We start from the raw sequence: 12,759 nt of genomic DNA on the forward strand, positions 1-12,759 counted from the left end.
AGTGCCTTTACACGGTCTGCACCGGCAACCAGCTCCTGCAGCTCCTGCCTGCTGGCTGGGCGGGCGATCAGGGGAGCGTGGTAGGCGTAATTGCCGGCCCAGTTACGTCCGGTCACGAGCTGATCCATGTGGCTGTCGTCCTTCGCATCGGCCTTCGCGGCACGGTTTGGTGTGGTATCAAACATAACAGCCGAAGCGAAAAGGAACCATGGACGACGTGGCCTACCAGCGTCTTTTCGAAGAACGCGGGATCCGTTGGTGCTTGACATCACAATAATAAAAGCAATATGTTGGATAACGAAACATATTCAGTGTACGCTGTAGCGGCGTTCCTGACCTCAAGCCCAACCCTCTATCCCCGGAGCATCTCAATGGCGATCCAGCCCACCCGTGAAGATAAGTTTTCCTTTGGTCTTTGGACCGTGGGCTGGGAGGCCCAGGACCAGTTCGGAGGGGCGACCCGCCCCCCGCTGGATACCGTCGAGGCAGTCAACCGGCTCAGTGACTTGGGCGCCTACGGCATCACCTTCCATGACAATGACTTGTTCCCCTTCGGCTGCTCGGCGGCAGACCGGCAGCGGGAAATAGACCGTCTCACAGGTGCCCTGAAATCCACTGGGATGGTTGTCCCGATGGTCACCACCAACCTGTTCAGCCACCCTGTGTTCAAAGACGGCGGCTTCACCAGCAACGACCGCGGCGTTCGCCGGTTTGCCCTGCGTAAGGTCCTGGAAAACATCGACCTCGCAGCCGAGCTCGGGGCTGAAACGTTCGTCATGTGGGGCGGGCGTGAAGGCAGCGAGTACGACGCCGCCAAGGACATCCGCGGCGCCCTGGAGCGCTACCGGGAAGCCGTGAACCTGCTCGGCGACTATGTCACCGACAAGGGGTATAGCATCCGCTTCGCCATCGAGCCGAAGCCCAACGAACCGCGCGGCGATATTCTCCTGCCGACTCTTGGCCACGCGCTTGCTTTCATCGAAACGCTGGAGCGTCCGGAGCTCGTCGGCATCAACCCCGAAACAGGCCACGAGCAGATGGCCGGTCTTAACTTCACCCACGGCATCGCCCAGGCCCTCTACCAAGGCAAGCTCTTCCACATCGACCTCAACGGCCAGCGCAGCATCAAGTTCGACCAGGACCTGGTGTTCGGCCACGGCGACCTGCAGAACGCGTTCTCCTTGGTGGACCTGTTGGAAAACGGGGGCCCGAACGGCGGCCCGGCCTATGACGGTCCGCGCCACTTCGACTACAAGCCCAGCCGTACGGAGGACATCAACGGGGTATGGGACTCGGCTGCGGCGAACATGCAGACCTATCTCCTGCTGAAGGAGCGCGCCAAGGCCTTCCGTGCCGACCCCGAGGTGCAGGCCGCCCTAGAGGCATCGCGTGTATCGGAGATCAACCAGCCCACCCTCAACCCGGGCGAGGGCTACGAGCAGCTCCTTGCGGACAAGTCCGCCTACGAGGAGTTTGACACCGACGCCTACTTCGGCGGCAAGGGCTTCGGCTTCGTAAAGCTCCAGCAGCTCTTCATCGAGCACCTGCTCGGCGCCCGCTGATCCCATGACACTGGTTGCCGGGGTCGATTCCTCGACCCAAAGCTGCAAGGTGGTGGTGCTGGACGCGGACACCGGCGCCCTGGTTCGGGAGGGCCGCGCGAGCCACCCGGACGGTACAGAGGTCCATCCGGACCATTGGTGGCGGGCCTTAGCCGAGGCAATTGACGACGCCGGCGGGCTGGGCGATGTCAGCGGCGTCTCTGTAGCGGGCCAGCAGCACGGAATGGTGCTGCTGGACCGCGAGGGTAATGTTCTGCGCCCGGCGCTGTTGTGGAACGACACCAGGTCCGCCGGGGCGGCCGCTGATCTGACTGCCGAGGTGGGCGCGAAGGAGTATGCCCGGCGGACCGGCCTGGTGCCCGTGGCTTCCTTCACCTCCACCAAGGTCAGGTGGGTCAGGGACCAGGAACCGGAAATCGCGGCCAAGGTGGCCGCCGTCGCGTTACCGCACGACTGGCTGACCTGGCGCCTGCGGGGCTTCGGTCCTTCCGGGTCCAGTCCCCTGGGTCCGGACCTTGAGCAGCTGAGCACCGACCGGTCCGATGCCAGTGGCACCGGCTACTGGAGCCCGGCATCGGGCGCCTATGACCTGGAACTGTTCAAGCTGGCCTTCGGACGGGAAGCCCGGGAAGCCGGGGATTCTGCGGGGCCGGGCGGCGCCGTCGTCCTACCCCGGGTCCTTGACCCCGGTGCCACGGCGGGCCGGGTTCATCCCGCGGGCTTCCCCGCCGACGGCAAGGGCGCGCCGGGCCCGGGGGCCGGTTCCGCAAACGGTGGAATCGTCCTCGGCGCCGGAGCCGGCGACAACGCCGGAGCCGCGCTGGGCCTGGGCATCAGCCCCGGAGATGTCGTGGTGTCCGTGGGAACCAGCGGCACGGTGTTTGCCGTCACGGCCGATCCCTGCACGGACGTCACCGGCACCGTTGCCGGGTTCGCCGACGCGGCCGGCGGCTACCTTCCCATCGCGGTGACCCTGAACGCAGCCCGGGTCCTGAGTTCCATCGCCAACATCCTGGACGTCGATTTCGACGGCCTGGCCCGTCTGGCGCTGGACGCCGAGCCCGGCGCCGGGGGAGTGGTGCTGCTGCCCTATTTCGAGGGTGAACGCACCCCCAACCTGCCGGACGCGAAGGCCAGCCTGCACGGGCTCAGCATCGCATCCGCGACACGCAGCAACATCGCCCGGGCAGCTGTCGAAGGCATGCTGTGCGGACTGTCCGGCGGCACGGATGCGCTGCGGAACCTGGAAGTACCGGCCCGGCGCCTGCTGCTGATCGGCGGGGCAGTGCAGAACCCGGCCGTGCAAAAGATTGCAGCGCAGGTCTTCGAGCTTCCCGTGGTGATCCCCAGCCCGGGCGAGTACGTCGCCCGGGGCGCGGCCGTCCAGGCAGCCTGGGCCGTCACCGGCAAGCGCCCGGAATGGCCGATGGCAATGGACGGCACACCGGAGCCGGACTACCAGCCGCTCATCAGCCGGAACTACAGGAGCGCGAGTGGTTGCATTGACTCCGGCAACTGAGCCTGTGCTTGTCAGAGCCGCGTTCCATCCCGGAACGCCGCTGCGTGGCACCAGCCACCCGGACCCGCTCCGGGCTTCCGGCGAGCCGGTGCGCTGGGGCGTTGTTTCCACGGGAAGGATCGCGTCCATAGTTGTCGGGGATCTGGCACTGCAGCCCGACGCTGTCCTGCAGGCTGTCAGTTCCCGGGCCCAGGGCAGTGCGGACGACTTTGCTGCCCGGCATGGCTTCTGCCGGGCGTACGGTGATGACGCCGGGGTCCCCGGCTATGTACGCCTGCTTCAGGACCAGGACGTAGACGTGGTTTACATCGCCACTCCGCACGCCAGCCATTTCGCCGTGGCCAAGGCGGCGCTCGAGGCGGGCAAGCATGTACTCTGCGAGAAACCCATGACCATCAACGCGCGGGAAGCGGTCTCGCTGGTCAGGCTGGCACAGGAGAGAGGCCTGTTCCTCATGGAGGCTGTGTGGTCCAGGTTCCTCCCGAGCGTCCAGCGGGCGGCGCAGATCATCGCTTCGGGTGAGCTCGGCGAGATCAGGTGGATGCAGGCGGACCTGGGCTTTCCGGCGCCGTACCATCCCGAAGCCCGGCTGTGGAAGCGCGAGGAGGGCGGTGGTGCGCTGATGGACGTGGGGGTGTACCTGCTGACGTGGGCGCTGGCTGTGTTTGGCCAGCCCCATTCCCTCACGGCCACCTCTCACAGGACCCAGGACGGTGTTGATGCTGAGACCTCCATGACGCTCCTGTACGCCTCGGGGGCGCAGGCCCAGCTGATGACGTCCCTGACCACGGTCTCCACACAGACAGCCACGGTGTCAGGAACCAAAGGAATGCTGCGGTGCAATGCGCCCTTGTTCAATCCGACGGAACTGACCATCACCACCGGTTCTGGTGAGTCCCGCGTGGAGAAATTCACTCCTGCCGGCCGCGGCTACACCTACCAGCTGCGCGAGGTGCTCCGCTGCATCCAGCAAGGCCGGACCGAGAGCCCCACCATGCCCTTGGCTGAAACGCTGATCACCATGTCCCTGCTGGATGAGGCCCGCCGCCAAACCGGCATCCGGTACCCCGCCGACTAAGGGACAGCGGCCAGACCACGCCGTCGGCATCTCTGCGGATCTCCCTCCCGATTTGGCTCCAGTGTCTAGAGGAACCGAGGCGGCCCCACACGGGCGAGTCGACGAACACGAACAGCAAGATCAAAACGAAACCAAGGAGAGCAAACCTGTGATCTACACTCCCGAACAGGACCGTTACGATTCCATGCCCTACCGCAGGGTCGGGCGCAGCGGGTTGAAACTACCCGCCGTTTCGCTGGGTCTCTGGCACAACTTCGGCGACGACAAGCCGTTCGAGACGCAGCGGGCCATCCTTCGCCGCGCTTTCGACCTCGGCGTCACGCACTTCGATCTCGCCAACAACTACGGCCCGCCGAGTGGCAGTGCGGAAACGAATTTTGGCCGGCACCTGGCGGATGACTTTAAACCGCACCGGGACGAACTCGTCATCTCCAGCAAAGCCGGATACGGCATGTGGCCGGGTCCCTACGGAGAGTGGGGATCCCGGAAGTACCTGCTGGCCAGCCTGGACCAGTCGTTGGAACGCATGGGTCTGGAGTATGTGGATATCTTCTACAGTCACCGCCCCGACCCGGACACGCCGCTGGAGGAAACCATGGGCGCCCTCGACACGGCGGTCCGTTCTGGCCGGGCACTGTACGCCGGGATTTCCTCCTACTCACCCGAAAAGACCATCCAGGCCGCGGAAATCCTCGCAGATCTTGGCACGCCCCTGCTGATTCACCAGCCCTCTTACTCCATGCTCAACCGGTGGACTGAACACGGGGACCCCAACCTGTACCAGGCCCTCGAACACGTCGGGGCGGGCGCTATCGCCTTCTCACCGCTCGCCCAGGGACTGCTCACCACACGCTATCTGGACGGTGTCCCGGAAGGCTCCCGGGCAGCGGCAGGCAAGTCACTGGCCGACAGCCATCTCTCTGAGGAAAACCTGGCACGGATCCGAGGCCTGAACGAGATCGCCGGCCAGCGCGGGCAGACACTGGCCCAAATGGCCATAGCGTGGGTGCTGCGCCCGCAGAACAAGGGGATACCCGTCACTTCCGCACTGATCGGTGCCAGCAGCGTCCAGCAGCTCGAAGATAACCTCGCGGCAGTCTCCGGCCCGGAATTCACGAACGAAGAACTTCAGAAGATCGACGAATTCGCGATCGAATCCGACATCAACCTCTGGGCCGGCGCGCTCCAAGCCTAGACCCACGCACGCGTCCCGAGCAGGACTCGGCTAAAGCTGGGCGTAAGTCAGATTGTGCTCGCGTGGTACCTTCACCCCGGCAACATCGCCATCCCCAAAACCTCCTCGCCTGACCGCATGCGCGAAAACTTCGGGGCGGCGGCCGGTTTCCAGCGCGTCCTCAACGACGCGCTGGGTGTCCTCCTCGGGGACCTGGAAGACGCCGAAACCGAGCTGCGGGACCTTAGCGCCGTTGTTCAGGGTGAGCGTGGGGATCGTCGTTTCTTGCGTTTGGGACGTTGTCAGTTCCTTCGTCGGTTGGAGCAGTACGGGATGACCGGGCGCGCCGGTGCCGGGGCAACCGGGACGGGTACGGCAGAGCGCCCATACTTGATGTGGCCAAGCAAGGTACAGATCCACGTAATCCAGGCCCAATGCGTTTCTGCTGTTCTGAAAGGCCTCGTAAGCCAGCCCCTGCTCGCCGTTTCGGAGCTTGGTCGTGACGAAGATCTCCTCTCGAGGAATCCCGGACGCGGCGATCGCTGCGCTCACGCCTGTCTCATTGCGGTAGGAGGCAGCTGTGTCAATGTGGCGGTAGCCTGGAAGGTGGGGTGGATTTCGATCTGGTTGGCGGCCGGGACGAGGTCTGAAGAGGCGTGAAGGGTGTTGAGGTGGGGGTTCCAGGAAGTTGGACACCCCGATGGCACGTATCACGCCGTCGGAGTACATGGGCGGGCGTGACCCCGTGCTTGACGGCAAGGGTCACGGTGCCGGAGTCCAGGTCCGCGCCTTGGCCCAGGGGACTGCATGCCTCGACGGCGATCCCGCGGGACCGGCTCGTGGCGGCGAGGTCCCGCTGCGTCAACGCACTGGAAAAGGCCCCCGGGTTGGCGCGGACCCGGCCACAGCCGCCTTTACGCAGTTCTAAACCACTGCAGTGGTGCCAGGAAGTGAGGACCGCGAAGCGGCCTTCAGTGGCCCGAAGTGCACCCTCAGCGTCAATCAGGCGCGATTATCACGTCCTTGGAGACCCTGGCGCCGAACACCCCGCCGAAGTGCGCGCAATCTCCCCTGTGGTGATGCCCTTCGTGCTGAGTGATAGCGCGATCTCGCCGACGCCTGTCAGCCGCCACTGCCGTTTCTTGACGATCTGCGGGCGACGTCGGTCTCCACCGGCCCGATCTCGGTCACGATGGTCTTGGTGCGGGTGCCGTTGCGGGAGTCCCGCTGCCGCGGCCGGAGAGGTCGTGTTTTCCGTAGCCGAGGTGGTCATCCATTTCCTCATCCAGCGCGGTCTCCAGGACGTTCTTCGTCAGGCGGTTCAGCAACCCGCCCGGGCCGACGAGGTCGATTCCCTTTCCTTGGCCTGGGCCAGGAGCAGCTGCGCTAACTCTTGCTGATCGATGTCAGTCGCCATGGAATCCATGGTGTCGCTCATGATCGGTCCTGCCCGCCAGGCACCGCCCGGCTTGTCAGGCCAACCCTGGATCCACCGATATTCAGACGCTCCCTTGTAAGGCTGGAACTTCGAAGGCAGGCACACTCCGCACGCCCAGCTCGATGAGGTTCGCTGCCAGGAGCCGTGCGTGGTAGTTGGCGACGAGGTTGTTTCTTGCTCCTATCCGTCGTCCTCTGTCTGCTGCAGTTGAGTGTTGGTCGTCTTTGCCATTGCGCGTAGGAAGTCCATGTCCTTCGACGACGCGGCGGCGGGCGCTGCTCGATGACAGTTCGTACGTGACGGCGATGTGCTGCCTGGATGGCGAGCACGATCGCCTTATCGGTGAGGGTTCCACTGTTTTCGGCTTCGCGCCATAGGGAAGGGGCAGAATCAATAACTACAAGCCGGACGAGATTCACCGTTAATCTGACAGACCCGCTCCTCCCGCTGCATCGGGCCCTGCTGCTATCAGGCGTGGGGACGGGCCTTGCCGTTGACGTCGAGGTAGTCGCGCCACGACCGCTTCGGGGTCCATCTGAGCATGCGCTGGGCCTTCGCGCTGGAGATTCCCGATGCATCGGGGCGTGCTGTGGGCCGCAGCTCGATCTTGTCGCCGTAGTAGGTGTTCAGGATTTCGCCGAAGTTCCGTCCACCGACGTTATCCGGGGCGGCGATGTAGAAAACCTCGTGTCCGGGTAGCTCAGACGCTGTTGCCAGCACAATTGAGTCAGCAAGGTCGTAGACGTCGATGTAGCTCCAGAGGTTGGGGCTGAGGACTGAGGCATCGCGAACCTGGGGGCCGAGGTTTTGCTCGTAGTTGCCTTCATACTGAACCCAGCTTGGGCGCAGCGAGATGCAGCGGATGTCCGAGCGCCGGACTGCGGCGTCCATTAGTTGCTCGCCAAAGTGCTTTGAGAGTGCGTAGGGATCCTGGGGGCGGATGGGGTGTTCTTCGTCAACGGGAGCGTAGTCGGGCAGGAAGTCGCGTTCCGGGAAGAAGAAGCCGGGAACGGTCTCGCTTGAGATGTTAACGAAACGCTTAACGCCAAACCTGATCGAGGCCTCAAGGATGTTGAATGTGGCCATGAGGTTTGTTTGGAACACGACCTGGGCGGGGTGCCCGGTGGGTTCCGGAATAGCGGCGGCGTGCACAACGGCGTCTGCGCCCTGCACTACGGCGTATGCCTGGCCGGCATCTGTGAGGTCGGCCATTTGGTAGCTCGCCGTTCCTTCTTCGCGACGCTCGAACCCGGGGCGACTGAGATCCACTGCGAGAACATCGTGGCCTGCATCCAGAAGCGCCTGGGTCGCAGCTCGGCCGACTTTACCGCGGGCTCCGGTGATTACTACCTTCACGAATGTTGCTCCTTGTTCCTTATGCACGCGCCAATCGATGCGCTGTTTGTTGTTGCCTGGTCTATCTCGTTTTCTGCCCCAAATGTTCAGAGCGCCTGCTCCGAGGATAAGTGCTGCGCTGAATGCTTGCTGGCAGTAGGCAGATGTCTAGGAGGATAAGCGCGTTCTGGATCAGGAGGACCTAGAACGTTCCCACTGCCGTTACCAGGATCCCGCCAACTACAAAAGTGACCTGTTCCACCGATGGTGGCTACCCCCAAGGGCCAAGGGTTGACTGTCCGGCGGATCCCCACCGCCGTTGGAGGGAGGCGCTGAGGGCAAGGGCCCGTCACCCAACTGGCCGCCAGTTCGGCCCCGCAGGCCCCTAGCAGCGACCGCCTGCGCGGAGGTGGGGCTTCCCGGTTATTAGGGGAAGTGAGCAGCAGAATCGCGCTGGGGCTGGGTGCTGCCGATGGTTGGTGGTCGAGGTCAGGTGGTATTGGCGGGGCCGGATGCGTTGCTGTTTTCCGGTGATCGCGAAGTTTCCGTGACCGTGGCTTCTGCTGCCCCGAAGCTGCCGAGCAGCTTGAGTGAGTCGGCAGATGGTGAGCCTGGTTTCGCTGTATACATGCGAAGCACCTGATCCGGATCATCAGGCAGTATGAGGTCTTCAGAATTCAGTTCCAGGTCTCCGACGACTGGGTGGCGGAACCGGACACGTTCCGCGGACCCCCTAGCCACCCTGTGCCCGGCCCACCACTGGCGGAATTGCTCGCTGCGCACCGCGAGTTCGCCGACGAGCTGGTTGGCCTGGGCGTCGTTCGGATGCCGACCAATATCCATGCGAAGGGATCCAACCGCTTCCGATGCTACGGACGGCCAGTCCCGGAAAAGGTCGCGTGCGAGCGGATCGAGGATGATCCACCGCGTCAGGTTCCTCTCCGCCGCCGGCATGGCAGGGAAGTCGGCAAGCAGGAGAAAGGCCAGGTTGTTACCGGCCAGCACATCACTGCGGCGGCCCAGAACCAGAGCGGGCACATTACCGACGGCGTCCAGGAGTTGGCGCAGCGCAGGCCGCACGCCCTGCACCGGAACCGGTGGACGCGGGGTGTTCGCACAGTTCTCCAGCAGGTCGAGCATGTGAGCCTGTTCGCCCGGGTCCAGTCGCAGGGCCCGGGCCACCGAATCCAGCACGGCGCGGGACGGGTGGATGTTGCGGCCTTGCTCCAGCCGCGTGTAGTAGTCGGTGCTGACGTCAGCCAGCCTAGCGATCTCCTCGCGCCGCAGACCGGGGACCCGGCGGCCAGCGGAACTCGAGGCGAGCCCTACGTTCTCCGGCGTCAGCCGAGACCTCATGGCCTTCAGGAATTTTCCAAACTCGGCGCTCTGACCCATGCGCTCCATTCTGCCGTGCCGATCCCTTGAGTTTCTACCGGGAAGGTAGGATTCCCAGTCCTAGGAATCGCAGGGAGAGGAAAATCTGCTGCTATCACGTCGTCACATGCGTAGGCTCGTCTGCATACCGCACGACAAGCACTTCTGGCACCTGGCTGCCGCAGGCGCGCTTTATGAAGACCAGCGCAACCACGGCAGAAGTGTTCGAATCAAGCTGGAAATCGCCCCTTCAATTACCGGTGCTCAGGACGGGTGGGGCTGATAGTGCTTACTGGTTCGAAGCACCGTGAACGACGAGAAGATGATTATGGATAATTCGCTAGTGATGGCCTTCACAGTCATCAATTCAATGAAGCACGACAACGGCGGCGTCTCCAGGGATACACCTTTTGCAGGGGCGCGCCGTACCCTTCCTGTACCGAGACGACGGGATCGTCTGCGGGGCTGGCTGGCGAGCGTTTTACACCGCGCTGCGTGGGCCATTGAGCCGGCCCCGCCGGTCGAGGCTGAGGCCCGACCGTGAGTGTCCCGCTGCCGTCGCTGGCGACCTCGGATTTGAGCGACCGTTCAGCCGTCGAAACCTCTTTGGCTTAGCCGCTTAGCTGCACGCAAGCCGCTCCGTAAACTTTCCCTTCCAGTCCTACTAGACCAAACCAACCCAATGGAAGATGTGATGATGTCCCAGACACAAGAAACCACTGTTCCCACTGTGACCCTCAACAATGGCATCCAGATCCCGCAACTCGGATTCGGCGTGTTCCAAGTCCCGCCGGAAGAAACCCAGCGCATTGTCGAGGATGCACTGGAAGCGGGCTACCGCCACATTGACACGGCCGCCGCGTACCGGAACGAGGCCGGCGTCGGGGCCGCAATTGCCGCATCGGGGATCCCCCGGGACGAAATCTTCATCACCACCAAGCTGCGTAACGGCGAGCAGGGCAACGCAAACGAGGCGTTCCATAACAGCCGCAAAGCCTTAAGGGTCGACTACGTGGACCTGTACCTGATCCACTGGCCTGTGCCGTCCCAAGGACTCTTCACCAAGGCATGGAAGGACATGGAAAAGCTCTACGCGAACAGCCAGATCCGGGCCATTGGCGTCTCCAACTTCCTGACGGACCACCTGGACACGCTCCTCGCGGCGTCGGACGTTATCCCGGCTGTCAACCAGATCGAAATCCACCCCACATTCCAGCAGCAGGAACTCTCGGCGAAGAGCCGCTCCCTGGGCATCGCGGTGGAGGCGTACAGCCCCCTGGGCCAGGGCGCGGACCTCAGCGCGGCCACAGTGAAGTCATTGGCGGGTAGGTACGGGGCCAGCCCGGCCCAGATAGTGCTGGGCTGGCACCTCGCGCAAGGCACAATCGTCATTCCGAAATCGGCTGATTCCACCCGCATGCGGGAAAACCTGGGAGCCGTGAATCTCACGCTCACCCCGGATGAAGTGGCCGAAATAACGGCTCTGGAGTCAGGCGCCCGTGCCGGCGCGGATCCAGCCATCGCCGCGTTCAGCCAAATGTAGCCAGTTGGCAGGTAATCGGGAGCCGGAAAACATTACCGCCCCGCCTGCAATCGGCTTCACGGTCAAGCCAGTTATGCCGCGTAGCGGCTTGTTGCCTGATTGCGGGAGTGGCCAGCCTAGAGGAGACAGGCTGGTCTATAGTTCTGTACCGGCCGAGAGTGAGTCTCCAAATCGCCTCGGTGCCATCTCACACTGGCACTGCCGTAGATGCACGTCGGCACTCTCGCTGGCCCAGCAGGTGCCTTTGTCATGTGCTTGATGTTTGTTTCCATCTAACAAGCCTCAGGCCCCTGCGCCTCTTTGATACCAACGGACAATCCTCTGCGATCACGCAGCATGCCAACCTCTCCAACGAGAAGCGCATACCGACCGTTGTTGAAGTCGTTCAGGAGCACATCGACCTGCTGATCCGCCCACCGAGCGGAACCACCAAGACGTACCAGACCATGCTGGACCTGCATATTCGGAAGGTCACAGGTCACGTACCGCTGGACAGGCTCGGTTACCGTCTGATGGCACTGGGTGAAGTCGATGATGGCCAGGGGCAAGGCGCCGAAGACCATCCACACGTACATGGCCTCATATGGGCGGCCATGAACACCGCGGAGATGCTCGGGTACATATCGCGGAACCCGTGTCGCGGCGTGCAGCTCACGAGCGGGTGTCGAGGTAGCGCAGAATCGCCTGGGCCGTTTCCTTGGGAGCGCTGACGTGGGGGCAGTGCCCGGTGGCCTGAAGCTGCACCAGGGTACTGTGTTCCAGGTTCTTGTGCAGGTAGGCGCCCACTTCCGGCGGGGCAAGCCGATCGTCGGAACACTGCAGAATGAGGCAGCTGGTACGTAACTTTCTCAGTTCAGGGCGGGTGTCGGAGAAGAAAGTCACCCCGGCGAAGTGCCGTGCGATGGACGGATTGGTCCGGCAGAAGCTGACACGCAGGTCCTCCGCTAATTCCGGCTCCTGCGGGTTGCCCATAACCATGGGCGCCAAGGCCGCAGCCCAGGCGAAATAGTTGCTGTCCAGAGATGCCAGCAGGCCCTCGATGTCTTCCCGCGAAAACCCACCCACGTAGCCGTCGTACGGGTCATCCGTATGACGGGGTGAAGGAGCAAGCAGGACAAGGTGGGAGAAAGGGTTCGGGTCCTGCACTGCGGCGATCACGGCGATCATCGTGCTGACACTGTGTCCCACCAGGATGACGTCCTCAAGTTCAAGAGCGGTGCAAATCTCCAGCAGGTCCGACGCGTACCCGTCCAGGGACCCGTACTTCTCCCAATCATAGGCGCTGACGTCGGAGTGTCCTGCACCAACATGATCGAAAAGCACCAGCCGGTAATCATCAACAAAATAGGGCAGCAGCTTCCGCCACATAGCCTGATCGCAGCCAAAACCGTGGGCGAACATCATCACAGGCCCATCATTCCGGCCGGATACGGTGACGTTGTTCCGGCCGATTACCGCAGCAACTGCTTCGAGCACGTTCTCACTGACCCTCGCGTATGGTGGCGTCTTGTCCCAGACTATCCACGGGACATAGAGAATCCTAGGGATCCTCCCACTATGACCTTAGTGATTTCGGTTTATCCCATCACATGCGATGCGGCTTACGCGACTCCTGTGACAGGGACCATGATCGCGATCAGAGCGATGACGGGTCGTCTCTGGCGTCCCACATTGAATAAGCATTTGGAGAATGCCTGACTGTAATTAGCAACCCCATGTAGAACGCCGATAACAGG

11 protein-coding genes and 2 pseudogenes are annotated in these 12,759 nt (G+C 63.0%); 7 read left to right on the plus strand and 6 right to left on the minus strand.

Going from position 1 to position 12,759, the window contains the following annotated elements:
* A pseudogene (locus RIN13_RS18825) lies at positions 1-185 on the minus strand (hypothetical protein); the annotation flags it as partial.
* 186 nt (positions 186-371) lie between these two features.
* Between RIN13_RS18825 and xylA the strand changes: the two are divergent.
* The 4 genes from xylA (at position 372) to mgrA (ending at position 5,354) form a co-directional block, all read left to right on the plus strand.
* Positions 372-1,562, plus strand: a complete 1,191-nt coding sequence (gene xylA / locus RIN13_RS18830) for a xylose isomerase (RefSeq protein ID WP_309108852.1) — start codon at positions 372-374, stop codon at positions 1,560-1,562.
* 4 nt (positions 1,563-1,566) lie between these two features.
* Positions 1,567-3,081, plus strand: a complete 1,515-nt coding sequence (gene xylB, locus RIN13_RS18835) for a xylulokinase (RefSeq protein WP_309108843.1) — start codon at positions 1,567-1,569, stop codon at positions 3,079-3,081.
* Positions 3,056-4,159: a Gfo/Idh/MocA family oxidoreductase gene (locus RIN13_RS18840; protein ID WP_309108844.1), complete on the plus strand. Its 1,104-nt coding sequence runs from the start codon at positions 3,056-3,058 to the stop codon at positions 4,157-4,159. The genes xylB and RIN13_RS18840 overlap by 26 nt, the downstream gene beginning before the upstream one ends.
* A gap of 148 nt (positions 4,160-4,307) precedes the next feature.
* Entirely contained in the window at positions 4,308-5,354 is a 1,047-nt protein-coding gene (gene mgrA, locus RIN13_RS18845) for an L-glyceraldehyde 3-phosphate reductase (RefSeq protein WP_309108845.1), read from the plus strand.
* Positions 5,355-5,729: 375 nt separating this feature from the next.
* Here the strand turns inward: mgrA and RIN13_RS18855 are convergent.
* Positions 5,730-5,933, minus strand: a pseudogene (locus RIN13_RS18855) (aldo/keto reductase); the annotation flags it as partial.
* 100 nt (positions 5,934-6,033) lie between these two features.
* On the opposite strand from RIN13_RS18855, the gene RIN13_RS18860 reads away from it, so the two are divergent.
* Positions 6,034-6,261: a hypothetical protein gene (locus tag RIN13_RS18860; protein ID WP_309108846.1), complete on the plus strand. Its 228-nt coding sequence runs from the start codon at positions 6,034-6,036 to the stop codon at positions 6,259-6,261.
* Between the two features lie 978 nt (positions 6,262-7,239).
* On the opposite strand, the gene RIN13_RS18865 is transcribed toward RIN13_RS18860, so the two are convergent.
* Together RIN13_RS18865 and RIN13_RS18870 are read right to left on the minus strand one after the other, a co-directional pair.
* Complete coding sequence (locus RIN13_RS18865; protein ID WP_309108847.1) at positions 7,240-8,127, minus strand: NAD(P)-dependent oxidoreductase; 888 nt, start codon at positions 8,125-8,127, stop codon at positions 7,240-7,242.
* A gap of 468 nt (positions 8,128-8,595) precedes the next feature.
* Positions 8,596-9,501 carry a helix-turn-helix transcriptional regulator gene (locus tag RIN13_RS18870; protein WP_309108848.1) on the minus strand — a complete coding sequence of 302 codons (906 nt, stop codon included), beginning with the start codon at positions 9,499-9,501 and terminating at the stop codon, positions 8,596-8,598.
* 307 nt (positions 9,502-9,808) lie between these two features.
* Here RIN13_RS18870 and RIN13_RS18875 point away from each other — a divergent pair, with 307 nt between their 5' ends.
* Together RIN13_RS18875 and RIN13_RS18880 are read left to right on the plus strand one after the other, a co-directional pair.
* Positions 9,809-10,024, plus strand: coding sequence for a hypothetical protein (locus RIN13_RS18875; protein ID WP_309108849.1), 216 nt, complete (start codon positions 9,809-9,811; stop codon positions 10,022-10,024).
* 153 nt (positions 10,025-10,177) lie between these two features.
* Positions 10,178-11,023: an aldo/keto reductase gene (locus RIN13_RS18880; RefSeq protein WP_309108853.1), complete on the plus strand. Its 846-nt coding sequence runs from the start codon at positions 10,178-10,180 to the stop codon at positions 11,021-11,023.
* A 272-nt stretch (positions 11,024-11,295) separates the two neighbouring features.
* Here RIN13_RS18880 and RIN13_RS18885 read toward each other — a convergent pair whose 3' ends face one another.
* The gene (locus RIN13_RS18885) at positions 11,296-11,598 is read right to left on the minus strand and encodes a hypothetical protein (RefSeq protein WP_309108850.1); all 303 of its coding nucleotides are present in this window, start codon (positions 11,596-11,598) and stop codon (positions 11,296-11,298) included.
* Positions 11,599-11,674: 76 nt separating this feature from the next.
* Positions 11,675-12,499, minus strand: a complete 825-nt coding sequence (locus RIN13_RS18890) for an alpha/beta hydrolase (RefSeq protein WP_309108851.1) — start codon at positions 12,497-12,499, stop codon at positions 11,675-11,677.
* Positions 12,500-12,759 lie beyond the last annotated feature (260 nt).

The organism is Arthrobacter sp. (genome assembly GCF_031179985.1).
Lineage (GTDB): Bacteria > Actinomycetota > Actinomycetes > Actinomycetales > Micrococcaceae > Arthrobacter.